This window comes from Pedobacter africanus (genome assembly GCF_900176535.1).
Classification (GTDB): Bacteria; Bacteroidota; Bacteroidia; order Sphingobacteriales; family Sphingobacteriaceae; genus Pedobacter; species Pedobacter africanus.
Genome location: NZ_FWXT01000002.1, coordinates 336,588 through 362,679, shown reverse-complemented (window position 1 = coordinate 362,679; position 26,092 = coordinate 336,588). Strand labels below are relative to the sequence as shown.

19 protein-coding genes are annotated in these 26,092 nt (G+C 39.7%); 1 reads left to right on the top strand and 18 read right to left on the bottom strand.

The window, feature by feature from the left end; all coding sequences use genetic code 11:
- Positions 1–365: 365 nt before the first annotated feature.
- From B9A91_RS15920 to B9A91_RS15910, 3 genes are all read right to left on the bottom strand, one after another.
- Positions 366–893: an O-acetyl-ADP-ribose deacetylase gene (locus B9A91_RS15920; RefSeq protein WP_084239996.1), complete on the bottom strand. Its 528-nt coding sequence runs from the start codon at positions 891–893 to the stop codon at positions 366–368.
- A gap of 79 nt (positions 894–972) precedes the next feature.
- On the bottom strand, positions 973–1,596 hold the full coding sequence (locus B9A91_RS15915) for a hypothetical protein (protein ID WP_084239995.1): 624 nt from the start codon (positions 1,594–1,596) through the stop codon (positions 973–975).
- 140 nt (positions 1,597–1,736) lie between these two features.
- Complete coding sequence (locus tag B9A91_RS15910) at positions 1,737–3,965, bottom strand: hypothetical protein (protein WP_084239994.1); 2,229 nt, start codon at positions 3,963–3,965, stop codon at positions 1,737–1,739.
- A gap of 123 nt (positions 3,966–4,088) precedes the next feature.
- On the opposite strand from B9A91_RS15910, the gene B9A91_RS15905 reads away from it, so the two are divergent.
- Positions 4,089–4,859 carry a phospholipase D family protein gene (locus B9A91_RS15905; protein WP_084239993.1) on the top strand — a complete coding sequence of 257 codons (771 nt, stop codon included), beginning with the start codon at positions 4,089–4,091 and terminating at the stop codon, positions 4,857–4,859.
- Positions 4,860–5,572: 713 nt separating this feature from the next.
- Here B9A91_RS15905 and B9A91_RS15895 read toward each other — a convergent pair.
- From B9A91_RS15895 to B9A91_RS24605, 15 genes are all read right to left on the bottom strand, one after another.
- Positions 5,573–7,858 carry an AIPR family protein gene (locus B9A91_RS15895; RefSeq protein WP_200815676.1) on the bottom strand — a complete coding sequence of 762 codons (2,286 nt, stop codon included), beginning with the start codon at positions 7,856–7,858 and terminating at the stop codon, positions 5,573–5,575.
- Between the two features lie 125 nt (positions 7,859–7,983).
- On the bottom strand, positions 7,984–8,955 hold the full coding sequence (locus tag B9A91_RS15890) for a PD-(D/E)XK motif protein (protein ID WP_084239991.1): 972 nt from the start codon (positions 8,953–8,955) through the stop codon (positions 7,984–7,986).
- Positions 8,955–11,990: a Z1 domain-containing protein gene (locus B9A91_RS15885; RefSeq protein WP_084239990.1), complete on the bottom strand. Its 3,036-nt coding sequence runs from the start codon at positions 11,988–11,990 to the stop codon at positions 8,955–8,957. The genes B9A91_RS15890 and B9A91_RS15885 overlap by 1 nt, the downstream gene beginning before the upstream one ends.
- Before the next feature lie 19 nt (positions 11,991–12,009).
- The gene (locus B9A91_RS15880; RefSeq protein ID WP_200815675.1) at positions 12,010–13,539 is read right to left on the bottom strand and encodes an ATP-binding protein; all 1,530 of its coding nucleotides are present in this window, start codon (positions 13,537–13,539) and stop codon (positions 12,010–12,012) included.
- 237 nt (positions 13,540–13,776) lie between these two features.
- Positions 13,777–15,378 carry a DNA cytosine methyltransferase gene (locus tag B9A91_RS15875; protein WP_084239989.1) on the bottom strand — a complete coding sequence of 534 codons (1,602 nt, stop codon included), beginning with the start codon at positions 15,376–15,378 and terminating at the stop codon, positions 13,777–13,779.
- A gap of 68 nt (positions 15,379–15,446) precedes the next feature.
- On the bottom strand, positions 15,447–15,860 hold the full coding sequence (locus B9A91_RS15870; protein ID WP_084239988.1) for a very short patch repair endonuclease: 414 nt from the start codon (positions 15,858–15,860) through the stop codon (positions 15,447–15,449).
- Between the two features lie 607 nt (positions 15,861–16,467).
- Complete coding sequence (locus B9A91_RS24265) at positions 16,468–17,280, bottom strand: hypothetical protein (RefSeq protein ID WP_084239985.1); 813 nt, start codon at positions 17,278–17,280, stop codon at positions 16,468–16,470.
- On the bottom strand, positions 17,277–18,008 hold the full coding sequence (gene qatD, locus B9A91_RS15850) for a Qat anti-phage system TatD family nuclease QatD (protein ID WP_084239984.1): 732 nt from the start codon (positions 18,006–18,008) through the stop codon (positions 17,277–17,279). The genes B9A91_RS24265 and qatD overlap by 4 nt, the downstream gene beginning before the upstream one ends.
- The gene (gene qatC / locus B9A91_RS15845; RefSeq protein ID WP_084239983.1) at positions 18,001–19,320 is read right to left on the bottom strand and encodes a Qat anti-phage system QueC-like protein QatC; all 1,320 of its coding nucleotides are present in this window, start codon (positions 19,318–19,320) and stop codon (positions 18,001–18,003) included. The genes qatD and qatC overlap by 8 nt, the downstream gene beginning before the upstream one ends.
- Positions 19,310–20,143, bottom strand: coding sequence for a hypothetical protein (locus tag B9A91_RS15840; protein WP_084239982.1), 834 nt, complete (start codon positions 20,141–20,143; stop codon positions 19,310–19,312). The genes qatC and B9A91_RS15840 overlap by 11 nt, the downstream gene beginning before the upstream one ends.
- 1 nt (position 20,144) lies before the next feature.
- Complete coding sequence (locus B9A91_RS15835) at positions 20,145–22,016, bottom strand: KAP family P-loop NTPase fold protein (RefSeq protein WP_084239981.1); 1,872 nt, start codon at positions 22,014–22,016, stop codon at positions 20,145–20,147.
- A gap of 357 nt (positions 22,017–22,373) precedes the next feature.
- Positions 22,374–24,281 (bottom strand): DUF2075 domain-containing protein, encoded by a 1,908-nt coding sequence (locus B9A91_RS15830; RefSeq protein ID WP_084239980.1) that lies wholly within the window; start codon positions 24,279–24,281, stop codon positions 22,374–22,376.
- 100 nt (positions 24,282–24,381) lie between these two features.
- Positions 24,382–24,714, bottom strand: coding sequence for a nucleotide pyrophosphohydrolase (locus tag B9A91_RS15825; protein WP_084240256.1), 333 nt, complete (start codon positions 24,712–24,714; stop codon positions 24,382–24,384).
- Between the two features lie 11 nt (positions 24,715–24,725).
- The gene (locus B9A91_RS15820; protein WP_084239979.1) at positions 24,726–25,736 is read right to left on the bottom strand and encodes a hypothetical protein; all 1,011 of its coding nucleotides are present in this window, start codon (positions 25,734–25,736) and stop codon (positions 24,726–24,728) included.
- Between the two features lie 171 nt (positions 25,737–25,907).
- The gene (locus B9A91_RS24605) at positions 25,908–26,048 is read right to left on the bottom strand and encodes a PLDc N-terminal domain-containing protein (RefSeq protein ID WP_394334677.1); all 141 of its coding nucleotides are present in this window, start codon (positions 26,046–26,048) and stop codon (positions 25,908–25,910) included.
- Positions 26,049–26,092: the final 44 nt, after the last annotated feature.

The window sequence follows — 26,092 nt, the reverse complement described above, 5'->3', positions numbered from 1 at the left end:
TTTTTCGAATCAACCCCCTGTCAACCCCGAAGGAAATACGCAGCAACTTACCACGCATTTACCTGCTAGTATAAAAGCAGTTACTTGTTTTATACTGGTATACCAAAGGTATGCTAGAATGTACGACTTTGTTTCGTTGGAAAAACCACCGACATATCCGGGTGGAATGAAAATACCGTAAATGGTGTAGTTACTATTGAGATTGATAAGAAATATGCCGGAAAAGAGTATAAGCGGCGTAGGGATGGTTTGGTTAGGTTTTGATTTTCAGTAGTGCCTGAATTAACTAGTAATTTTAGCGTCAGGCTGGATCAGTCAGCATAAATGCCTTGTATCAAACAACCACCAATTCCTTCGGAATTATTTTAAAACTCTAACTTCAATTGCTCCTCAATAAATGTATAATTTTCATTGTCAAAGCAAACGAAAGTCACTGTTTCAATCGCTTCATTCTGATTTAGAAAGGTCTTTACCGCATTCACGGCAATTTCAGCAGCCTTTGCCTTGGGGTAACCATAAATTCCTGTACTGATATTTGGGAAAGCAATAGTTTTGCAACCGTTCTCTGCTGCAAGGGCTAAAGAGTTCCGGTAACAGGACCTGAGCAGCTCTGCAACGTCGCCTTTGCCACCATTATAAACAGGGCCAACAGTATGTATAACATATTTTGCAGGAAGCTTCCCTCCTGTTGTAATTACCGCCTGGCCGGTTTTACAACCACCTTGCCGGGCCACAATTTTACGGCAGTCATCCAGAATAGCCGGGCCACCTACCCGGTGTATGGCTCCATCTACCCCGCCACCGCCCATGAGTGAGGTGTTGGCAGCGTTTACGATTGCATCGGCCTTTATTTTTGTGATGTCACCCTTGATGACCTGGATTTTGGGGTTCATATAGCTGTTTATGTTTTCCAAGATAAAAAAAATGTGGTCAACTCCACAATTTAGGCCCGTATAACCTAAGCTAATATGTTCAAGGGAAGCGCTCAAACAAATCCCGAAATAGTTTATCAATTCTTATAATGCTCTGCCTTCCCTTTCTGCCCGGGCATTTCTCTTCATAAAAATGCGGGGCATAAAAGGAAAGCGTTTTAATTTCTTTCGCTGTAATCAGATAAAGGTTTACACTACCGCCGTCTTCTATTTCAACCCTATTTTTATTTGGTGGACACCTTGTTCCATCCACCTTATCATCCGGAATTTGCCAGGGTTCCTCTTTCATGAGTATATCCCAAATTTTTCCTTTGTATTTTGCAGGTGTCGGAACCGGCCTAAAAAATTGGTTTATCTCTATTTTACGGCTTGGATTGAAACCATTCGACCTGTAAATCGCGCTTCTAATGGACTTTGGCATCAGGACATTGTACTTCGGCGGTAAATCATAGATGTAAGCAGTTGTAGTATCGCCCTTTTTACTAACTAACCAATACTGTGGCGGCAAAAGCCAACCGCTTTGATATTCAAGTATAAATGTGGTATCGGCGTTCAGCTGCATAAATTTATGCAGATCGGTTATGCCATATGATTGTCCATGAGTATCATGGAATGAGAACAAGGCTAATGCCAGGGCAAAAATGTAATAGTTGAGAATTTTCATTTTTTAAATTTCTTATTTAAGATGGATTTATCGGATGTATTCCATAATATTTGCTTTTTTTGCCTTGGGGCCAAAAGGTGCGCTTTTAAAAAGTTATTTTTTCTTCCTATGAAAAGAAAGTTTATGGCGATGTTTTATGCTTATATGATTGATACGGCTGATTGGACATCAAAGCATCTTTTCCTTTTTTTTAAAGGAACATTTAATTGAGAATGCTTCCTGATTTTTCGAATTCCATATTTTCTGATAAAAACTGCAAGTTTGTCCAATTTTAAAGAAATCAGATCCTTAATAACAAGAAAATATCCCTTCTGGCAGCACAATGCACTATATTGAGCAATAGCTTTCTCAACTGTATAGTGATCAGCTAACTGCTCTGGAAAAAAGGGCAAGCCAGTCAAAGATTTGATTATGGTGAAACCTTCTTTTGCAATAAAATTAGCTAAAGTCTGGTACCCCAGTCCATACAATTCCTTTCTGGTCAGAAATCTATTATTTTCGATACTCAAATTTTTATATTCTTTAATTGCCTTTTCAAGGTTATAGAACTGATAGATAAGCCTGATTTGAGTGAACTCTAAGCCAGATCGCTTTCTTAAATTATAAATCCCACCAGATTTAGAGATAACGTTGGCCAGACCGTGATGCCCCATTTTGTGTAAATCTGAAGCTGTTAAATATCGTTGTTCCTGGATACACAGAGCCTTGTACATTTCCAGGGTTTTTGCTTCATTATAAAATCCCTTCGGTTTAGAAAGGACATTTATGTTAAGTTTTTGTCCCAGTTCGTAAAGGTTTCCATGATATTTGTATATACCACCTATCAGACTTGACTTCCTTTCCTTTCTCAATTCTGCCTCTTTTGGCATTCGTCCGTATTTATTAACTAATGGGAGTAGTTCTTTTTTTATATTATCAATATCGGCCCAATAGGTGATCGGAAAGATATCTCTTGTTGCAAGCTCCTTATCAATTGGAGTTTCCATTATTCTACTACTATCGTAATTTAATAAATCAATAGGCATGTTATGGTATCTGAATTGTGGCGGCGAAATGTCAGATTGCGTTCTTTGAGGTAAATCTTTGTCTACGGCCAATAGAGAACGTGTTTCTGAGTTTTGTTTAAGCTCCAGTTCCTTTAGTACAGCTAATATTTTGTTCTCCGCCAGATTTACACTTTTGATAAAAATTGCTTTGGGAATAATCCGATAAGGCAATTTCATCTCATTGTACAATTTTATCTTCAATTCAAGGTTTTGAAAATAACCGGGATTAGATTTTTGACTATATCCTACAATTTCTATATAAGTATCATATACATAAAAATCAGCTGTATATTTATGACCCTTGCATATCTGAACCTGAGTTTTGTGCGGAATTTGATACTTAAACAAGATATTGTGAAAGATGCACTCATACGAGCTATGCGTCCAAACACCTGCATTTGATAAATAATATTGAGAAGAATTAACATTTAACAAGCGGCAGAACTTTTTATATCCACCTCGTTTAGCCATTGCACTGGCCAGATCTCCTTTCCCTAAAAACATCATCATAACACGACTAGGAATAAATTTATAGATCTTAATAAGCTCTTTTAGTTCTTCTATAATTCTCTCATCTGACCAGTAATGGTTTCTACCTATCGGAATTCCAATTTTTTCCCTGAACAATTTGAACGATCCATGCGCCATCATAGCTCCTAGAAGATCATTACGGTCCAATTTTCTTAAGTTCTTTTGTGTAAGGGAATAACCTAAATCCTTAAGTTTCAACAACTCAGTAATTATTTCACTTTCGGTCCAGCAAGGTCTCTTGGTTTTTAGCTCAAGATTTAACTCGTCATTTAATTTTCTGATCCCACCATACATACAAATTGCATGATCAAGATCTGAACGTTTATTTTTTAAAATGGCATTAGAAAGGGAAGTTTTTTGTATCAAGTCCCAGTTTTGTTCACAAAAAAGCAGTGTTTCTTTAATAGTATTTTCCTTTGTCCAATACTTTTTTGGCTTTCTTTTCGGTTCATAACCTATAATTTTATAAAAGTTACGAAATCCGCCATATCTGCTTTTAATGATGGCTTCTAAATTCCCATGGCCCAAACAATTGAGTTGCCTGGCAGATGGATAATACCCCAATTGTTGCCGCAATTCATGATACTTATGAAGTATCTGCTCATTTGTCCAGCTTCTTCTGAGAAGTTTTAACCCCAACTTTTCCTTAAATGAACTCAAAGTTCCGTATTTTCTGATGGAGTTTAGAATATCTGATCTCCTTAATATTAAAAGTTGTTTTTGCGTTAATGGGTATCCTTCCCCATGTATCCGGAGCAATTCATCAAGTATTTTCTGTTCAGTCATTCTCATGCTACACCATCAATTTTGTTGATAGCAAATTATTAGGAATGTTAGAATAAATGAACAAATAGAACAATATTTATTTGCATAATTATTTAACTTTAAGCTCTAACCAAATATATAATACGCTCTATGCCTGAACTAATTAATAGGTTTGAAGTGCACAAACGGCTCATTAATATGATTGATGAAGCCAAGTCTCAACTGATTTTCATATCTCCTTATATAAAACTACATGACGCCTATAAAAATGTGCTCCAAAAAAGGGTTAATGATGATGAATTAGAAGTAATAGTTGTTTTTGGCAAAAATGAAGAGGATAAACATAAAAGTCTTTCCAATGAAGATTTTGCTTTCTTTAAGCAGTTCCAGAACGTAACTATTAAATATTGTAAGCGTTTACATGCGAAAATATATGCCAACGATTCTCACTCGCTATTTGCGTCGATGAACCTCCACTCCTTTTCAGCTGATAACAATATCGAGGCAGGGATCTTATGTAAGTTCAGATTACTCAAAAGTATCGTCGGACTGGGCAGCATTATAACGGAGCTGACCGGCGCCTCACTCGATCAACAAGTTTATCACTTCAGCTATGAAATAATTGACAAATACAGTAAAACCGTATTCGAAAAGAAGCCCGTCTATAAAGAAATATTCTTTACCAAAGAATTTCTAAGATCTGATGTTATTATTGATTGTAACGACGACTATGAAATTGGGGATTTGAAGTTTGGGTACTGCATAAGAACCGGAACAAAGATCCCTTTTAATGTCAAGAAGCCCTATTGTGCAGAGGCTTATAAAAGTTGGTCGAAATATGGCAATGTAAATTACATGGAAAAATTCTGCCACTATAGTGGTGAACCTTCAAATGGAGAAACCGGTCTTATCCGTCTATAGCTTTACAGTTGGTCTGATACGGGTTTCCCTTTACAGTTCCAGTAAAATTGCTTTGCTCCAGGTCACCTTCCCAAGGAGTTGGTTCGACAAATGACGACTAGACTTCGAGTGAAGCATGGCTGATGTACGTCGCACCTGAGGTGCACGTAAAGTACTAAACTGGAACAGGAATGGAACAGATCTGGAGCTACTGGCAGTTATCTGTAATCTATCCTTTCAGCGTTGGTCTCAAATGAAAAATAGCTTTTATGCACCAGAAGACTTAGGACAAAAACGGCAGCAAGAACAACCCAGGCAGTTAAATCAGATTTTGTAACACTGCTGGCAAATATATATCCCAAAAAGCCCCAACCCAGCGAGAAAAGAATTGAATATATATATCTGAATATCCTGATGTTGAAAAACAGGAATGCCGTTAGCAAGAAACTCGCAATAAAGATGACCACCCCTAATAACCAATCAAACTCATACTTTTTAAAAAGCCAATAGGCTAGAAAACCACTTGAAAAAAGTGTTTCTATAACCACTAACGGGGCCTTGCTTCTTCTATGCAGGATGACTTTTTGTACCATAACAATTAACAGATGTAACTAAAGTTAATCATTATGGATTTAAAGGGCAAGGGGAAATAGATTGAGATAAATGTATACGAACTACATTGACCGTAATAGCTAGAGTTACAAAATCAGAAAAGTTTAAGTATTAGAAACAAATTACAAAATATGTGCGGAACCTTTTAGTTCGAGGATATGTGAAGCGTACCATAGTTGTTGCATAGTCGGCAATTGCCCCTTATTTAACGCCTCTCCAATCTGTACAAATACGGAATAATATTTGATGCCCTTGTGCTTAGCCATTTCTTCTATTTTCTTGAACTCAACACTTACTTCTGCATTGTTCTCGAGAGCATTATTATACACTTTGAGGATAAACTCAAAGCTATTCTTCCAGATCAGGTCCTCTTCCACAGGCCTGTACTCAAACACCTCAGGATGCTCGTTCCCAATGGTTCGTGTAAGCTCCTGTTCAAAATTTATGTGTTTTTGTGAAAGGTCTTCCCGTTTGGCAATAGCTGATTTAATAGCACTAAGTTTTACCAGGTCAACTGTACTCAGATTGTCATTCATTGCGACCAGAATACGATCATAGAAAGCAATACCATTGGTAAAGATTGAAACATTGTCGGATAGGTACTTGAAATCTACGATCTTTTTGTTGCGCTTTGAAAGCTTTTTCCTCTCTTCAGTGGATATTGTATATTTTCCAAGTATATGTATACTGGTCTTTTTGGACATAAACATCTGTATTTCGGTACTTGAACATACGCGGTCCCATAGCTCTTTCTTTTTGGAGTTTTCCCCAACATCATCGCTATCCGCGTATTTCTTAATAAGCTCATTAGTCAGCCGCATTAGTTCCTCCATGAAATCCGCGAGGTCTTCCTCAAGTCCCTCTGACTTCCATATCCTGGAAAGATCAAAATACAAATCAGATTTTCCTCCATCGGTATGGGCATATAATATAGAAATTGCATATGGAACAACAGCAGAGCGAAGCTGACCGATGGCCCTCTTTCCTATTCCATGGATCTTATTTAAACGGTCAAAAAGAATGATCTTGGCGATAAGCTCCTCGTAGAACGTTCTATCGATATCAACTGGCTTTCGCTTTTCGCCATCACCACATAAAGCAGTAATAAAGAACTTGAAGACCTTTATTCCACCCTTTTTGACCATATATGGCTGAGCGCCCCATGCAGTATAATATTTTCCCAAGTCCTCCTTCGAAAAGCGCCTGTCCTCAAATTCCTTCTCCAATCTGTTTCGGTTACCCGATTTTTTTAGCATAGTGCTATACTCTCCCCTGGCGCGGTCGAAGAACCACTTTTTACCACTTGGGGTGACTACACTCATGGTCATAGCCTTCAACTTTATAAGCTGAGGGTTTTGAGAGTCCAAGTCTACGGTGGTTACTTTATTTTGGGTATTGGAATAGAGACTGATCTCCTTGATAAAGGCATTCAGCTCCTGTTCGGCTACTTCCTTTACTACGTTAATTTTTGCAGTGATGAATACCTTGCTAATATCAACATTGGCCTTTTTGCCAAAGTAGATGGAAGCCGTGGTCTGTCCACCGTTAACGATCTGGAAATCTGTTAGCGAATGAATTAGAGTAATGCCACTCTGTTGGCTCGTATCAGAGGCGGTAGCGGTAATTGTCAAACCGTTGTTAAAGGCAATAAATTTCGAGGGGTCTTTTTTCATCGTCGCCAGCATTCCCCTATTGGCGTCATTCTTATAATCAAGGAATGATCTTACATTCTTTTCCAGCAGGCGCGTACTATGAAGTCGATAGAGTTCGGCAAGGTTGGTAGCAGGTATCACACAAAGATAGGATTCAAAATTGGCTTCACTCGCCGCCTTGATTGCAGAAAGGGGGGCACCAAATACATTTCCGAACTCAATGGTCAATATCTCCCTATTACCTTGAGAGATCATGACGTCCAGGAGAAAATTCAGGTCGATAAGCCGTCTGATAATCAGCATCTTTTTTTTCAGCTGTTCCCGACCTTGGGCGTAGGACACGGAGAATTCTTCGTTTTCAAAGTCGAATTTCTTAGGCTTGGGATCATTCCCCCGCATCTCCATAGTGGCCGTCGCCGATACCAAAAATATCTCCACTACATCAAATTGGTTGAGAATATCGCCCGAGGAAAGCTGATTGATGAGTACGTTAGCCGGGCTTGAATCCTGAGTATCCTCCAGGTTACGGTTAATAGCTCTTTTAACAAACTTCACTGCTCTTGAAAAATGATTCTCATAATAGCTCTTTTGGCTAATCGCCATATCGTTTTCTGTGGCAGCAAGGTTGACCGAATCTTCGTTGAGGATAAAGAGCTGTAGCCTTTCCCCGGATTCGTTGACCATATAACCGTTGATCTTGATCTTTTCTGCTGCAAAGCTGTAGTAGGTCTCCTGCCAATCTTCAGAGTCAATCAATTTAGCATCCGCCATCAGTGGAAGTACAGATATCCCGATAAAAGATGCCTCGGAGGTAAAACCCTCCTGGTCCCGCGACTCCCGAAGAAGTTCCTTTCGATAGTCGAGATATTGTTTTAGTTCCATTAATAAAGAATTTGTCTAATGATGAATTGATCCAGGCCAGTGGTCCTGATATTATAACACAAATTGTTGATCGCTGATGGTATACTGTTCCGGTTCAGCTTTGGGAAGTCCCCATGCATACAGTCATAAACAGTTTCGCTTACAGCCAGATATTTGCCAGGGTAACTTTCAATATTGCGCATATTGAGTCCTTTTTGTGCAAGTGCCTTCAACAGGATTGAACTATCTCCCGATCTTATTTGTATGGATTCCCGGATATCCTCGACAAGTTCCAACAAGCTTTGTCCTAATATCGTATCTACGAGAACGTTCAGCACTAGTAGCTCAAGGTTCTTTCCAAATTCAGGTTCGAGTTGATATTCGCTTGATATACTGATGTCGATCCTCGATGCATCGCGGGTCTTGACCTCTATATTCTTGTCAGTAAGCACGAAGTCGTGACCTCTATCATATGGGCCTTGCCAAGCCCCAAGCGTTTCGTCTACCAATGAAGATTCGGAGTCATTCAATAACGAGCGGAGTATAAAAAGTTCTCCCCAAAGGCCCTTTACGTCATCAACCGATAACAGTCGACCACTTTGATCGGTAAGGAACTCACTCCATTTATTAAATGAGGCCACCAGTTCCATCGAACATTCCTCTACGTCCTCAATTCCCTGGATACGCTGATATAGCGAAACGATAAGGTCGCAGAAAAGATCGTTGAAGAACTGGTCCAGCAGTTCAATTACAATATAACCCTGTTCGCGAAGATGGTAGATCGAAAGGTTTTGCCTTTCCCGATTGAAGAATACCAGATTGGTATCCTTTGGCAGCTCCAATATCAGGCAACGCTCCACCCTATGGTTCAACCCAATATTGATACCCAATTTGCTTTCGGGACTGATCCGTTGAATCCGGTAACCCCTAATATCTTCTTTGCTAATGGAGTTCCATTTTTCCTCCAGATATGATGTATTAATTATGCTCATTATCCCTCCAATAATTCCTCCGGAAATTCATCTTCTTCCTCTTCACCTTCTTCTGGGGTAATAGGATCTGGCTGTTTTACGCGTACATAATTACCACCGAAGTCACCCTTGATTTCAGGAAATCCCAGGGCGTATCCAAATAATGGGATGGTGGTATCAATCCCGAGTTCTACCGCTCTTGCTTCGAGTTCCTTGTCCGCACCGTCTGGTGAGGTAAAAACGTGCTTAGTATCGATCAGGTAGATCATTAGCGTACCCTCCTGGTCGTTCATAGCCAGACGATAGTCTTTGTCTGGGATGTTGGTAGCACTCCCCGCCTCCCGCCTAGCAAGAAACTTCTTTTTCACCTCAACCATCTGGTCATCATTAAGGGTTAGGCCGAAATCGCTTCCCGAGGTGATGATCTGGGCAGACTTGTCTGATACCCGAAAGATATTGTTTTCCAGAAAGTCATATCGACCACTAGCCTGTTCGCGCGGCCCTCTCCTGATTGTCAGATTGATGTTACCCGGAAGCCCAGATTTAGAACTGGCGAGTAGCACCACTTCTCTCGCACCGCTATTCTTGCGGATGCCAATCTTCCAGCTGACAAGCTTACCGTTGGCGTTACAGAGTTCAATGTATTCCCGCACGCCAGGCAGATCAAAATCATAAAATGTATTCTGTAATTCCAGAAATGCAAATAGTCCGGCGGCGTCCGTAGAATGAAAAAAGACGTCCTTTGTCTTATCCTCTTCCCACTTTAGGCGTTTAATGTGCTCTACAAATCCAGTCCAGGCAGTCTCTATTGCATTCTTGTTGATCCAGAATTTAGTAGACTGTTCCATCCCCATGCTATAGTTCACGTTGATGGACTCCGCATTCTTGAGGATGGAGTTCCGTGTTAACTTGATGACCTTTGGGTTATCGCGGACCCGGATCTCAAAATCCTTAGGGCGACCATCCTTTTTGTTGATCTCCTTAAAGGTCTCCTCAAGTTCTTCGACCGTCACCGAGACGGTATCGAACTTATGGATATTGGCAGAGGTAGTGAAGAGCTTGCAGCAATCCAGGTATCCTGGTCGATAGCCAAACCACCGTCCCATTTGGAGCAGGGTATCGGCGAAATCGGTATTACGGATGAAATAGTTGATCGTAAGGCCTTCCAAAGTAAATCCACGGGATAGTTTGTTTCCACCGATTGCAATATATTTCTTCTCGGACTTCTTGTTATAAACAAGCGCATCACTTGTATTATCACTGTTAATCGCCACCACCTGGATGCCGGTGATAGCTGTTAGCAGATTTGACCGGATGTCCTTGTGATAATCCTTTGGTGTGAGAAAGTCATCCTCATAGTCATCAGGTAAATAGCTTTTGATATTCTGGACAATATGGGCATAGTGCCTGATCCAGGTCAACTCCAGTTCGGCATATACAGACTCCTTTCCATCTGGAAGCTCTGTATTAAGCCTAGTAGTAAGTTCCTCTACGAAGGTTTTAACAAGCTCCTTTGTTCTATTCTGCCAAAGGGTGAATCTGGAGATATGTATCAGCATGGAGTTGTGTGGCTGGTATAGCTTGGAGCTGACCATCTCCGGACGGCGGCTCAAACGCAATGCCGTGGAAATCACAAAGCATCTGATTGCATCTTTCAGTGATTCCGGAAGAAACCGGGGAAATATATCTGTTTTTTTCGATGCACGTGTATCCTTCTCTCCTGGTTTAGCCGCTTGCTCGGTATCCTTAAATACTCTACTTGGAAAGCTGTTGTGGTAATCATTTACCGGTGGGGAAATGAGTGGCTCGATCTTATTGATCTCGCTCAATCTCGTTTCAAAGAAATGCTTGGCGCCCACATATATTGATGGTGGAAATAGTAGTTCAACGAAATCATCAGGGGCCAGATTGTCAACGAGGTCAAATCTCTTTTCCCTGGTTACGCCCGCCTCCTTATAGCTGATTGGCCATTTGGTAAGGGGTGTTTCGTTACGATCCTGAAGCACATTAGCAAAAGGGGTGGCAGTATATCCAAGGTAGGTCTTCCGTTTAAAGAGGCCGAGCAAGGCTCTGATATTCCCATTGATGGTCGTTGCATATTCTTTTCCCTTATGACCCATATTATTCAGTGAGGCATTATCGGCCTCGTCGTCGATCAGTAAAAAGGGAATGTCGTGTTTGTTTTGTCCCTCCGCCAGCTGATCGCTGAGCCAAAGAACCAGGTTCGCTAACACCCGACTGTTCTTTTTACAGACCAATACGTTCTTATGGTTGATGGCAAACTCTGTACGCTTGATGTTGATATTGAAGTCGGCGTGCTGTGAGGTCGGAATCATGATCTGTTTGATCGCATTGTCCCCCAATTCCCCAAACTTTTTGATCTCACCTACGCCTTTAAATCCAAAGTTTCCCTTTTCTACATCGATGACCCCATAACCGACTACCTCATCCTCGACGCGAAGCTGGGTCTGTACACGAAGGTCCTCCATAATTCCTGAGAGAACAATGATGAGAGGGTAGCCAAGGTCTATCGCGCCATTGATCACAGCATTGAAGTTCGTGGTCTTTCCCGACTGCACGCTTCCGAAGACCATACCCTTGATGTAAAAGGCATTATCAGCCTCCGGATCCCCAATCTTTTTAAGTACCTCCAAGGATGAGCGCCTGGCTTCGGCAATGATCTTCTGCGATCGGCCCAGACTTTTGAGATATCTGAAATAACGTTCCGAGTAATGCCAGTCGATCTGTGCTGCCCTCTCCTCACTCAACCAGGTCTTGTTCTTTGATTTGGTCAGAGAGATACTTGGGAGGATATCCGTGGCATTGTTGCCCTTGAATTCATTTAGGGCAAGGATATAATACTCTCTAAAATGTTCATCACTGGGAACGGCATGCTTGAAAATACTTGCAATAGCTTTAACCTGATTTTTTATCTGTTCCTGGATTTCAGGATTATCAAAAAAAGCTCTGGTCAATGGTTCGTTCCTGGCCCGAAGCTCCTGAAGTTCATTATCAAGGAGCTCTATAATCTTATCAGTATAAAATCTTTGGTTCATATGAGCATTAATTTTTGTTTTATTTGAATAGGTCTTCTATCACCGGATTGTTGCCTGTTGCACTAAATCCTAGCTCTGGCAGTATCGTGTCCCTGATATATGCATCTGGAACTCCGGCCGCTTGCAGGTGACGGACAGATGTCGCAATATCGGCGTGGCTAAGATTCTTATCTTCCTCAATTGTGCTCATCGGCCTCTGATCCTGTACTCTACGAGTATTGTTGATGGTCGTGGTAGCGATCTTGAGCATAAAGTTCAGTTTGGCGTTCTGTTCTGCTGTCAGTTCAGCTCTGAGACTGCTCAAAAGAGGGAATTCGGAATTGATTTCAATCAGCAGGCCCTTGTCTGTTGCATTTTTTTCAAAGAGTGAGTAATAGTTGCCCTTTCCTTTTTTCGCAAATCGCCTTATGCCCCGGTTATTATACTCCCTTTCCGCTTCCACCTTAAGTTCTGCCACATAGCGGATAAATGCAGTTCGGATGTCAAAGGGAACAATAATCTTTGATTTAGCCACATTGAGATGAAAAAGGTTATCTACCTTGTTGCCTACCTCAACCCTCAAACGCGCAAGCCTTAACGTTGGCGTCTTTCTTGTAATATCGTTCCAGCCTCCAAATACGATAATCCGGTCAGCGCGGTAAACGTAAATGCCTTCAAGATCCATAAGGCCCTTTGAGGGGGTAGTCCATACTGAACTGTATTCCTTACTTTCATCGATACTCCTGGAGGGGAGTACAAAACCCTCAAGCTTAACCACATCATTACGAAGTCCTGTCTGCTTATTATCAATTGACCGGAAATCAGACTCATCTGTGGGGAATGGATTGAAGGGGGTGATTGCACGATTGTTAACTCTAATTGTAAGAGGGTCGTTTTTTCTCTCAAGAAACCTATGAAAAACAATAGATAAGTGTTCTGAAGTTATAGCACTGATCTGGTCCTTAAGACTGGATCTTTTCACTTCACTGGTATTTAAAAATTCCTCAAATTTATATAGTCCCTGCCATATAATTATCGTGTTAGCAGAAAAATTTTCAAAGCTATTATTAAACCTCCTACTCAAAAGACTATATGAATTAAGAAGGGTCTTTATTTCGCTTTCATTATTTACAATTATTTTCCAGGCACCGCATTTTTGTAGATAATTTACATCCCAGGTTCTACCACAATAATTTCTGTCACCTTTCTTTCTTGATAAAACGGTAAATCTTCGAGTCTGTGAAAACGAAGCGGTTTTTAATCCAAGCCCAAATCTTCCCAAATCATTTTTATTCCTGTCCTCCTCCAGAGACGAGCTTGGAAATTGCATACTTTTTTTTAACTCTTTTTCGTTCATCCCATCTCCATTGTCAGCAATAAAAAGTGTAAACGGCTCCTGATCCGGATCTACCAGAACTTCTATGTGATCAGCATTTGCTGATATTGAGTTATCCATTAGGTCAGCAATGGCAGTCTCCAGGCTGTAGCCCTGTTCGGCTATGGATTTGATTAAAAATTCTGGTGAAGGGATTGCCTCTTCAAAATTTATCTCGTGTATTTCATTTGACATAATGAACACATTTTAGATAATTATTCAAATACTTATTAACCAGCATATCTAATCCGACGGCTTTCAATATTCTTCCAACAACAGTCGTGATTTGTTTAACAGGAGTTACAAGTGGAGATAAGACTATTCTTTCTGGCATTGCAATATTTAAAAACGTTATATTGCTAAAGTTATTAAATATTTGAAATTTTTAATAGAATTTTGATTAATCTGATAATCTTATACTTAAAATTTAAATTATTCCGTAGCAGTTAAGCCCGCCTTACTTACTGTTTCAGCACTTACAGCTTCAGCTGTTTCTACCTGAAGCAGTTCATATACAACTTTTGCTATTTTATATGCCAGGTACGGTGGAACTGCGTTTCCAACCTGATGGAATTGTTCAGTGCGACCTCCACAAAACCAGTAATTATCTGGAAAAGTCTGAATTCTCGCAGCTTCCCGAACGGTTAAACTTCGACATTGAATATGGTCGTAATGAATGAAATAATGTCCATCCTTACTGATATGGCTGGTTACCGTTGTCGCAGGGCGGTCTGGAACCTGTACCCTGAATCTATCCGTAAAATTTCCGGAGTCCGCGCTGTCATGGTCAGGAAGCAGTTCTTCATCAAACAGCTTATAATCCTTCATTTTCGGAAATTTGTTGAATTTTACCGTAAATAATGCAGCGAAGAGATATCTTTTCAAATCCTGAGTTAAATGTCCTCTTGATTCATGCTGGGTGACACCAGTCATTTTAGAATCTGAGTACCAACTTGCAAGAGGGTGGCCCGGATTAATCAATTGTTGATTGCATGGCAGATAAGCAGATCCTATGTTTAAAGGAATTACTGCCGGATCAACATCAGCCTCAACATTAAGCAACTTTCCAATCTCGGTACGGATATTTGACGTAAGTTCCGCCCAATTCCCGGGAGAATCTTCTGCTTTAGTATAAAACCGCTTCTTTTTTAATCCTCCATCTTCTTTTGGAACAAGAACGCTGTGGGTAAAGGTCCTGTTCATCCCGCTTCTTATTTTAGGTAGCATACCGATAATCGATCTTAAACCCACTTCATCTGTCGGAGTCAGTATACCTGGCCTGGTAAGAATGTTTTCTCTCACTCCCAATAGTATAACACGATGCCTTTTTTGTGGAACACCATAGTCCTCCGCTTTAATCAGATAGTCTACATCATTTTGTACATCATCGGTAACAAGTGAATAAATTCTATATCCTGGTGAATTGTGATCGCCAAAAACAGAAGCAGGATCCCTTAAATCCCGCAGTATCCATCCAAAAATTTTCTCACCATCCAGTTTTGCTGAGAGCAGGCCTTCGACATTTTCCATCACAAAAACGGCAGGATGATGCCGGGCGATAATACGCAGGTATTCCTTATAAAGGTAAACACGATGATCATCTTTGTGGATACCACCGACCCTCGATCTTCCGGCGCTAGAATATGCCTGACAAGGAGGACCTCCTATAAGTACCCAGTGTTCTTCATTTCCAACTAAATTAGTTATGCGTTGGTCTATCTCTGTCTCAGGCGTTTGTCCCAAAGTGGCAAGCCAGGCCTCGTTAGAGGCTTCATGATATTCTTCAGGGAACTTCTTGTATAGGCTATCTATTTCAATCTTCCCCTCTAAAAAATCATAATATTCACCTGGCAATTCCCCCAAAGGAAATTGTCTTACGAAGGAACGGAGTGTAAGGGTCTGATGAGCATAATAATCTTTCTCAATTGACAATTTAATCTTGAAAACACGCTCTCTGTCAGCATCTGTCAATGAGCTGAAACCCTCGGCCAGTCCACCAGGACCTGCAAATAAATCAATAATTGGGAAAGACATGAATTTTAACTGAGGATCGAAGATATAAATATTAAAGTTCTTAGCAATATGAAAATATTGAAATTACACTATATTAACAACGATAACAAACTTGTCAATGTCGAATCAATTGTTGCTTTTTTAAGATCACATTCCCAGATCTCTATTACTTTCCACCCACTAATTATAAGGGACTGCCTGGATTTAAGATCCTTAGCAATATTCCCATTGATTTTTTTGAGCCACCAGTCAGTTCTTGTTTTGGGTATCACATAATATCTGCACCCTTCATGACCATGCCAGAAGCAGCCATGAACGAAAATCACAGTTTTGTATTTTGGTAAAACAATATCCGGTTTACCAGGAAGATCCTTTACATGAATACGATAGCGGAATCCTTTTTTATGAAGAAATTTACGTACCAAAAGTTCAGGTTTAGTGTCCTTCCCTTTTATTTTGCTCATGTTATATGAACGGGTTTCTTTGGAGTGCACGTCAGTCATAAAATTTATTAACGTAATATGAAATGACTTTGTTTTCTAGATAAAGGTATATCCAGTAAAATCGAAGTTCGAGCTTTTCGATTTTTACTACCTGTTATTACAGGTATTGTTGAACTTGCCTTTTTAGCTCGAATTCATTTTTATTTACCTAATATAATTCAGAAACAACAATATAAATCTGAAGATTGTTCTATCGGTGATAATGGCAATACTTCCGGTAAGTCAATTTTTCACAGGGTTTGCCATAAATTGATTTGGTTTGACAAGGTGCTCCACATTTATGGCTTAAGTATTTAAGGAAGTTTGAGTAAAGCTTTAAACGCTGTTTAATTTCATTTTCTGGAAATAGTTCCTCAAGTTGACCATTTTCTCCATCAACCGATTTTACGATCAGAATACCATCTTTACCAAGAAACATATATGAACTTGATTCTTGAACAAAATGTCGTTTCAGAATTATACTCCGCCAAATATTTATTGTCTCTATTATTTATCGCGTTTATCAATATTTCTTCGATTCCAATGAAGAATTTAATTTTTCCTACCTTATTAGTAAGTACATCAAATGCATCTGCTTCATTTGCTACAGAATCAACATTTTCCTTAATTAACCTATAATCAAACATTCTCCGTAATAGAGATTGCCATTAAATGAATATTTTGTAAAAAACTTTTTGTTATTAATTCGAACGCTTCGAAGCCGATTCTTAGCTAAAGGCTTTACGTACCTGTTGTAATATTTTGAATCTAAAATATAACTAAGAAATGACGCGTATGCCCATAGTTGTGTTTTGAAGATTTCATCTTCATTCGCAATTATATCTTGCGGAGGATCATCCAAAATTATACATTTTGACTTGCCAGGCTCACCAATTCTCTTCAATTTAGATATTACCCCATATCTCAAATGCACTGCCTTTAAAGAGGTGTTCGTTTTTTTGTTAATAATATCATTCTTCATCGCAGAATGATGTTTTTTTATTGTGCCTTTAGTCTCTACCTCATACTCCTTCGAATTTAACACAGTTGAATAGTCTAAATACTTTCCTTTTACCGGCTTTCCAATTTTCTTGAATTTATTTGGGTTCGTATTTAGAATAAGCGTTGAGTACTTCAAACCAAGAGCTACACCAACCAGTTCAGAAATTGATGTGATATTTCTATCGTCCTTTGAGAGATTATATATGGTATCTCCAGTAAACTCAATAAATTCTAATTGTATAGCCTCCATAGCTGGAACTTTACCTTGTAAATAATCAAAGTCCGACTCTTTAATATGCGGCGGCACTTCTAAATGCATAACAGCATATTTAAAAAGTTCCCCTTTATTAATCTCAATATGGGAAAATCTCTCAAATATCGCAACGCCTGCAGCAGTTTCGTCTATAATTACCTCGATATTAGTTACACTAGTACTCATACTTTTATCAAAGAAACAATACTTTTAAAATTGCTACGAATCTGTTCACTAATTACTTGCCTGGTTTTTTGGTGTGTTTTAGCTAGATATTCCTCTACAATTATAACATCGCCGGGCATGACTGTCTGCTTTTTATATTCTATAAAGGGGCCATCAGATTCTGTCAGAATACTGGCTGCCGGAATTTTGGCTATTATTTTCTGTCCATTTGGAGATTGAACCATTGCAGGATTAATCGAAAAGAAATAGCCCGCTTTTGCGATATCTTCTATCAGTGATATTGATCCAGAATACCAGTGAAAAATTGCGGCTTTAATATTATGAAAAATAAGTTCATTAAATACTTCCTCCTCGGCCCTTCTTGAGTGAATACTCAAAATTTTCGGTTTGTCACATACCAGTTGAAGAATCTTTCTAAAAGATTGCATCTGTATTGTTTTTGTATGATATCCTTCATTAGAATAATCTAGTCCGATCTCACCGATATATGAGGTTTTATCGAAGTTATCAATGAATTTCTGATACTCTCTTTCATGTTCAGATGCATACAACGGGTGCATTCCGAGGGCCATTCTGATTCTTTTATATTCTCTAATATGCTGAAATCCCATTTCAAAATGGCTTGGCAAATTTGTCATTGCGATCACTGTTATATCCTTGCTATTGCAATAACTGAGTATTTCCTCCGGATTAGGATAAAGATCAATATGGCAGTGCGCATCAATCATCAAGTCTATTTTTTACAGTTTGGCTTCCTATTGTCAAAAATAACTCTTTTAATTCGGTTCTTGTACGCACAATCAGATCGGTGTATTGATCAAGCTTGGAAACATCGCTTATTCCATTGACGATCAATTCTTTTCTAATGTCTCTTTCCGATAATTGAGTCGCCAAAAACTCAATACATGCACCGATATCCTGACCTTTCTTTGTTCTGAAGTTAAGATCCTTAATGTTGTCGCCGTAATCGTCTTCCTCGTCGAGACCAGCAGCTATTAAGGCCGCTCTTCTGTAAACACATGGCATACAAACCCCACAATGTTTAGCTTCTGGATTGGCTTTTCTCTCATCATGTCTACGTTTTCCACATGAATTGGACCGTAAGATCATTTCATCAATACTATCATCAATACCATCAATAGATTCAACCATTTCTCCTTTGGTTTCAAATTCGAATGGGTTTTCAATAGCAGAAGATAATCCAAGGATGCTCCAAATCAACTTAACGGAATCAAGAATCCGGGGATGTGTTGTCCGAGTACTACACGCGCTTCTGCGGGATGGGCTAAGAGGATAGTTCAACGATACACTTCCATTTTCTGGCACTTTCAGGTCAAGGCTCATGCTATCTGCTACTATTCCAGCCATTCCAATAAAAAGAATAGACCTTGAACGAAAAGTTGTTTCCTTTTTTCCAGGCCTGTCAAGTTCAACCTTAACCGATGGCACAGCGACCAACCGATCACCATACCTAATGTGTAACATATTAAGCAAATCTACTTGGTCTCCTTTTGGTCCCTTCATCTGTGAATCATAATGGGAGATTACCAAAAGATTTCTGTCCGGATTTTCTTCTAAAAACCGAATTGCTCCAATAAGTGAATCAAGTCCGCCAGAGAAAAGATTAACATGAGCAAATTCCGGCTGATAGATGACATCCATTTCCTCCCCTGGTAATTGCAATGTGGATTGTGAAAAAGATACCTTCCAATAATCCCCGGTGAGAAACGAAAGCATTGCGGATATTTCCACAGCCAAAGTGTTCCATTTTGTTAAGTCTGTAACTGGAAAGACTACTTCCAAGTCCCTAGACCAGCCATCTACTGAATTAGGCCTACGTACCACCATTCGGTCAATACCATAAACTGCAGCCGACAACATAAAAAAATCAACCGCTTCGGGACTTGCTGTATTAGCAAAAGGTAAAAGTCCGCCAAAGTTCGACTTAACAATGGCGTTGCCAAATGCCCCACCATCTAAAATTATCTTAAGCTCTCCAGCATCATAGGATGCCGAGCCAACATTTATACTAATTCCCATCAGATATAATAGTTAAAATGGATTCAAAAATCTCTTCAATTGCTGCAGAGCCTTCCGGACCTCGCCAATCAATGTTGGAAACCTTTTTTTCATCATCCAACAGTTTCACTTGCGCCAAGATATCCTCCTTAATAATTCTGAAAGTTTCTTTACTAATCTCCTCTCCCTTAGCCTGCGTAATTTTCTCCTGGAAGCGCTGGGAAAGGTGCTCAAAAATATATAGCCCCAAAAACGTACACAAGAGCTCAGTCAGGCCTTCACCATCGACATTTTGGGAAATATAGGCTTCAAACGCATCGAGATCTTCACCTGTTTGTTCCGCTATGATTTCTGTAAGTTCAGAAAACGCCTTGTTTGCAGCTGTTTCATCCATACCGGCATCTCCAGATGAACAATAGATCAAAAGAAAATCCATTACAGATTCGTAACTTTTTCCCTGAAGATCAAATCCAAGATCAGTAAGAGTTTGATCGAGTCCTTTTTCCTTGATGTCGGTAAATACAGTAGTAAATTTTGTCGCAGTCGCCCTGCCAGCCCGGCCCATTGAAGCAGAGCCCCCCTTGCTAATATTCGAGGCGCCGCCTCCAGTACGGACAAGATTATTTAGAGAGGACCTTAGATTGGCTTTTCTTCTATTAATAATCCTCTGATATTTTTTAGCATCTTCCTCCGCAACTTCCTGTTGCTCTTGACCATCTTCAGCCTCCTGGCCTGATTCATGCTCTTCTTCAACAGTTTTTGCAATCCTGGTAATAGCATTATTCAAAGACCCCCAATTTGGCTGGCCAGTGATACCCGGTACTATTCTTTGTGTTGTTCCCATATTATTTTTTTCTATGTATGGCTTTGTAAATTCCAGATGTACCTTTAAATAGCTTGTAGATTCTCGCAATTTCAGCGTTCTTTCTTTCCGCGAGTTTATAGAGAGAGCCCAAGCTGAATGGCACCTTGTCATGGTCAATTTTGATCAGCAATCTTTCGTAAGCATCTATTGCGCCTATCACCTCGGATTCAATGAACTGAATAAAGACTTTATGATACGTCGTGTTTTCTGGTGATTTAACAATTTCTTTTTCGATCAGGGAAAAAAGTGTTTCTCTTTCTGTTGCTGTAAGGACAGTTTTCACTTTATTATCAGCTATATCTTTGAGTATCGTTCCTGAACCATGATCCAAAAGACTCCTTGCAAGAATTCTTAAAAATGTTGGCACCAAAGATGATCCGCTAATTGATGAACTGAGCTGATCTCTGGAAATCCAGTAATAATCCCTCAGGTCTATTCCTGTAAGTTTCGGCGATGCGGCTATCCATTGAACAACTTCCGGGACTGACCAATCCTTATAGTTGGAAACAATCGATGCAATGTCTTTGTCCTCAACAAGTTGCTCTAGCTCCGATATTTCTTTGGGCTCTCCACTCTGAGTCGCCTGCCATTGATGGAGTTGGCGGAACAAAGACGACGCAGAATATTCAAGTACCATTAGTTTCGCAAGTACATCAAATTTGAAGTCGCTAATTTTTGCAACTTTAACAAGCCTGCTTCGGAGCATAAAGGTATTCAAAAACCTTTTTACCTGCCTTGGGTTACCGTTTAGCCCAGCTGTAATTATAGATGATAGGGACGCAATCAATGAAATACTATTGTTAAGCTTTTCTCTCTCTTTAGAAGTAATCAGATCATCAATATCCCCAAAGCCAAACGTGCCGTATCTGTTTTCTTCCCTTTGCTTTGAAAATTTCTCAAGAACAGACGAATAGCTACCTTCCAGTGAAATCTTGCAAAATAGCAATGTCATATACGTCTCCACTTCACTATCGGAAAGGCGCGGCAAGTTGTAGGGAAGTTGGATTAGCTTCTCTAGGTAATCGCTGACAATTCGCCGGTTTCTGGTCTCCCTATCGTCAGCTCTCTGGATTGAGTCCGTTTTATAACGAAATTCGATAGCATGACGGACAATCCTTGGATCTGCCCCGATGATGAAGGCTGTCTTTTCAACATTGAGAAAAAGCTTGATCGCCTCAAGGTTTTCAATAATCCTATCTGGACTGCAGCGATCAAGATCATCAATGATAACTAAGAGTTTTTTGATCTCTGATTTACGAATCATCTCGTCAAAATCGTCCCTGAATTCCCTCACTAGCATTGTTTCTTCAGGTACGTCTTTCATTATACCTTCTAAAAACTTTCCCGAGTCTTCTCCTGACAACTTTGCAGCAAGATCAGCAGGTTTAAAATCGGCGAACTTACCTATTAAATGCGGTACCAAAGAGGTACCACCAGTTAATAGCGCAGTCGCCCCAGGTATGACAATATTCTTTAACCCAAGTTTAGCGACCCTCATCCAGTTGACACTCTTAGAAAGCTTGACTGTACTATCCTTAACCTTGTTACCAAGGGTCTTATGCTTGGCGAACCGTTCGACGATAGTTTCGAGAAGCGCGGATTTAGCATCATCATAACCCTCGAATACCCAACCATTAAAGTATAAAACTAAAGTTCCATCCTTTAGTTCATCATCATCTCCCGAGAGTTCATCATTTATAATCTTTAGAATGCTCGACTTTCCACTTCCCCAATCTCCAAAAACACCGATTGTAATAGGTAGTAAGGCGTCATCTTTGATGACATCTACTAGTAGGTCTGCATGAACCTTGAATCCAAGAAGATCCTCTGATGTTTCGTTATCTGACCACATATTTTATTGTTAAATATTTGATTTGTCTTATCAAAATTATTCAAGTGCGTTACAAGTTGTCAGTATCGAAAATAACGACCTAATAATCCAGAATGCCCTACACATAGACTGACCTTCGAACTTAAGATTTGAGTTCTGTTCGCTACTTGATTGAAAAGAAAGAATGCTACTAAGTAATACTAATAAAGGAAAATTTTTCATGAACGAGAAGCGTTTAGTTATCCGGTTAACTCAAATTTTAAGAATTTATTTCTAAAAACCAAGATAATTGAAAATTTTTTATTTATTAATTCAAATTACTCGGTAAGATTCCGTTGACATCATAGCCGAAGCAAGTATAAAATTTGAATATTTGACTTAAACTTTATTACTTTTCCTGATCCTACTCCTAAAATATTCTTCCGTTTCCTTATCCACAAAATACACATAACAACCTTTCATTCCTCTCCCTAATAACACCCTATAGGAATTTTTAATTAAGCGAAGAAAATGTGTTCCCGCGGCTTGGTGGTCATAGCTAAATTCCTCAAAACCTTCCAGCTGGCGTGTAAGGGGATTATATTTAATGTCTTTTCCAAAAATGACACCGGTATAATCGAACTCAAAACCCTGTGCAGTAAAAATGCATCCAATCTGATCAATCCCTCCCCTTTGATAAGCCCAGAATTTGGCTTTCGGAATTTCCTTTCTCAGCCCTTCTAAACCATTATAGGCATTCCATGGCCTATGGTAATCGCCGATTCTTATGTCGTTTACCAATTGTCCGTCACTATCCAGCCGCTTTGTCCACCTCCAGCAAAATCCAGCAGTAATCCTTGCTGTATATCCTTCCAAAGCTTTTTCCTGAATAATACGTTCCAAGGTTTCCGGAGCATCTATAATCTCGAACTTGAAATTGGGTTCATCAACCCATTCTGCATGATCTGTTTCCCTGATCTGCAGCATATGGTCAATCCAATTGCTATACCGTTCCGATCCCCCATTCCGGAAATTGGCTTTTAGATCAAACTCGTAAACCTTAAATCCTGCAGCTTCAGCCTGCTCAATGATAAAGCCAGATGTTCCGATCTCCTCACTGCGGACTACCTGATAGTCATCAACAAAAAACACACATACCTTGGCTGCGTTTAGCAATTCCTGAATTTGAAGAAGCCCTGTCCCTCTAGCCCCTCCACCAGATTTCTCCCTGATCCGATGTGCCTCATCCATCAGTAAAACATCAACAGCCTGAGCCTTAGAGCCAGCATATGACATAAAATATTTCAATATAGAAGATGATCCCTGCCCCAGTATTTCCCGTAAGGTCTCTGTAAATGCATTAGATCCGGTAGCATATTGGGCATTCAAGCCTGATGCGATCAGATCGGCCAGGAGCTGCAGCCCGATTACCGATTTACCTGTACCGGCGCCACCCCTTACTACAACCGCATGTTTACCCGCAACACCTTTAATTGCAAGGCTCATAACCAAATCGTAAACAATAAGTTGTTCATCCAGCAATATGTAATCATTTTTAGACTTACATCTGCCAAACAGAGTAAGCTCTCCATTTAGCTTTTGTTTGATTGTAGTAGAAACTTTATCAAGAATCTTTTGTGACGGTTTGAGTTCGCTCTGCTCGATTTCTTCAAGTACCTCCATTCCATTTCCTGAGCCCACTCTTTCTACAATAAAATCTATGAAATCTGACTCTTCATCAGAGGTAAACACCGCGAATTTCTTAACGGCATTTTCAAAGCGTTTATCCAAAAGCACATCATCCTGTAAAAGGCTGTAGTTATGCAGGTAACTACAGGCTGATAGTTTAACAGGCTGTTCGGTCCTGTAAAAAGCAGCACTATTATTCCAAAGGTAATACATATAATTACCAACCTGAACACTGGGATGGAGCACAGAACGGCTTTTTCCCCCTATCCAGGTTACCACATAATCGCTGTCATATTCGGTGAGCCGGCATTCTTCCCATTGTTTAAGTTCAACCAGAATAGCATGTTTATTTTGAGCATGGTCTGTACCGCAGATGATGACGTCAACTCTTTTACCACTAAGCGGCAATTTATACTCCAGCATTATTCCCAGATCTTTAAGACCTGCACGGTCCATTGCTCCGGCCACATGGCATAATGAGTTTTTCCAGGATGCTATTTCAGCTCTCGACGGGGTACACAAGAATGCTACCAGGTACTCTTCCGCTAAAAGTTCAGCAATTTTATTGCTTTTGCATAGTGCTATAAATTCAGTTGAGGAGCCAGCGTATAATCTCATAATCCTGCATTTTTAAATTGACAGCACATAAAAATGTGGTTGTCAGCCAAATAATGATTAGAAATCTGAAATTATAGAAAAAAATTTAAAATATTGAAGCTTACTTCAACTCATCATATTTCTTAGCAGTTCCCCTAGCCTTCTCAACCGGGTACTTCTCGCCGTTTCTCTTGATTTTGTTTAACACAATTTCGTTGATATCAAGATTGTATTTTTCCGCCAGCAAGATGGCGTAAGCCAGTACATCTGCCAACTCTTCTTTGATCTTCTCCTGGTTGGCATCTTCGGCTTTCTTCCAAAGGAAAAGCTCGTTCAACTCGGCTGCCTCAATAGATAAAGCCAAAGCCAGGTCTTTAGGATTGTGGAATTGCTCCCAGTCGCGTTCGTTCCTGAATTTTATTAAAGCGTCTTGTAGTTCTTTCCAGTTGCTCATCAGCATTAAAGTTATTGAAATTTATGCTCTTTTAAATGCCAATCGAAATATTCCTTGGTTTCTTCTTTATAGTAGGTACAGGCATTATTGATTAACTTGTGCTTCAGTTCATCAAGCGCATCAGTACTGCGGCTTTGTTTGATTCCAACTACCCTACCATCCTTTATGCCAATATAGCCCCGCTCGTATAACTCATCGCATCCAAGTTTACACATAGGCATTACGATATCCAGGTTAATTCGTTCCTCGTGAGTGGATTTTGAACGTTTTTTAATATGCGCAACAACCAAAAACGAAACTGGATATTCCTTATTGCAGATTCCGCAGGTCGAATATTTGCGTTTGCCAAATAACCATTCTTTTAAAATTTTCTGTTCTTTACGTGCCTTTACAGTCTGATCTCTATCAGTTCCATCCAGATTGGCTAATCTGGCCATGGTAAGTTCCCGGTTACCTGTTAGCTTATCATCAAAATAAATTTCGCTTTCCAGATCGCCGAAAACAGAAAACACGTACTCACTTTGTACATCTGTAAGCACACGAAAGCCCTGAATGTTTGTATCAGAAGCATAGAACTCATTGTTCTTAGGATCACCTATTGGAATAGATGTATTTAAAATGGTATAGGGTATGTTTTGAGGGGTAACTTCATCTATAAAGTAAAGGTACTCCCAGGTAACGTCAGGTTTTTTATACCCCCATAAGAACACAGCCAGCTCGGCATTGCGAAATTTAGTGGTGACTGTGGCCGACGCGTAAACTTTGCTATCTCTGGCAAACAAAGCAATATCGCCTTTGGTAATCCTGTTCCAGTCGTTAACCTTAGTACTCCTACCTTCAGCATCCCTGTCAATCCCCCATATTCTAAATTGCCCTGAAGGATACAACTCTCTCAATTCAGCTTCCTGCTCTGGAGTGATATATTTTTTAATACTGTCTATAGAGATGGTATGCTCAACAGTATGCTCATAATTGTTTCGGGAAGCCTTATTGGAGGCTGGTTGTAAAATTACTCTATTCATTTAGCGTCAAATTGTTACTGGAAAAGACGCACAAATAATTGAGTCTTTATCCAATATTTTGAGATAAATGTATAAAAATAAAGTGTTTGATCAGAATTTTGAGTTAAAGGCGAGGAGAAGACTCATAATCTTTTGGTCGGCAATGCCGAGGTTCGAAGGTATAAGTAATAATCAATCTCTCACCCTAAAAGTAGACCTTAAATAAAGAGAAGCACCAATTACCGGCATACAGAGTATAATAATTATCCAGATGGCTTTCTCGAAACGAGTCAATGATCTGTTCTTAACGGCGTGAGTTATTCCGTAAATCATGTAACAGATCACTAATATGCTAAGGGCAATATACATAAAACATC

What these genes read in the sequence shown, in the direction of transcription:
- B9A91_RS15920 (WP_084239996.1), bottom strand. Translation starts at nt 893, where the DNA reads ATGAACCCCAAAATCCAGGTCATCAAGGGTGACATCACAAAAATAAAG.
- B9A91_RS15915 (WP_084239995.1), bottom strand. Translation starts at nt 1,596, where the DNA reads ATGAAAATTCTCAACTATTACATTTTTGCCCTGGCATTAGCCTTGTTC.
- B9A91_RS15910 (WP_084239994.1), bottom strand. Translation starts at nt 3,965, where the DNA reads ATGAGAATGACTGAACAGAAAATACTTGATGAATTGCTCCGGATACAT.
- B9A91_RS15905 (WP_084239993.1), top strand. Translation starts at nt 4,089, where the DNA reads ATGCCTGAACTAATTAATAGGTTTGAAGTGCACAAACGGCTCATTAAT.
- B9A91_RS15890 (WP_084239991.1), bottom strand. Translation starts at nt 8,955, where the DNA reads ATGAGCATAATTAATACATCATATCTGGAGGAAAAATGGAACTCCATT.
- B9A91_RS15885 (WP_084239990.1), bottom strand. Translation starts at nt 11,990, where the DNA reads ATGAACCAAAGATTTTATACTGATAAGATTATAGAGCTCCTTGATAAT.
- B9A91_RS15880 (WP_200815675.1), bottom strand. Translation starts at nt 13,539, where the DNA reads ATGTCAAATGAAATACACGAGATAAATTTTGAAGAGGCAATCCCTTCA.
- B9A91_RS15875 (WP_084239989.1), bottom strand. Translation starts at nt 15,378, where the DNA reads ATGTCTTTCCCAATTATTGATTTATTTGCAGGTCCTGGTGGACTGGCC.
- B9A91_RS15870 (WP_084239988.1), bottom strand. Translation starts at nt 15,860, where the DNA reads ATGACTGACGTGCACTCCAAAGAAACCCGTTCATATAACATGAGCAAA.
- B9A91_RS24265 (WP_084239985.1), bottom strand. Translation starts at nt 17,280, where the DNA reads ATGAGTACTAGTGTAACTAATATCGAGGTAATTATAGACGAAACTGCT.
- qatD (WP_084239984.1), bottom strand. Translation starts at nt 18,008, where the DNA reads ATGATTGATGCGCACTGCCATATTGATCTTTATCCTAATCCGGAGGAA.
- qatC (WP_084239983.1), bottom strand. Translation starts at nt 19,320, where the DNA reads ATGGGAATTAGTATAAATGTTGGCTCGGCATCCTATGATGCTGGAGAG.
- B9A91_RS15840 (WP_084239982.1), bottom strand. Translation starts at nt 20,143, where the DNA reads ATGGGAACAACACAAAGAATAGTACCGGGTATCACTGGCCAGCCAAAT.
- B9A91_RS15835 (WP_084239981.1), bottom strand. Translation starts at nt 22,016, where the DNA reads ATGTGGTCAGATAACGAAACATCAGAGGATCTTCTTGGATTCAAGGTT.
- B9A91_RS15830 (WP_084239980.1), bottom strand. Translation starts at nt 24,281, where the DNA reads ATGAGATTATACGCTGGCTCCTCAACTGAATTTATAGCACTATGCAAA.
- B9A91_RS15825 (WP_084240256.1), bottom strand. Translation starts at nt 24,714, where the DNA reads ATGAGCAACTGGAAAGAACTACAAGACGCTTTAATAAAATTCAGGAAC.
- B9A91_RS15820 (WP_084239979.1), bottom strand. Translation starts at nt 25,736, where the DNA reads ATGAATAGAGTAATTTTACAACCAGCCTCCAATAAGGCTTCCCGAAAC.
- B9A91_RS24605 (WP_394334677.1), bottom strand. Translation starts at nt 26,048, where the DNA reads ATGATTTACGGAATAACTCACGCCGTTAAGAACAGATCATTGACTCGT.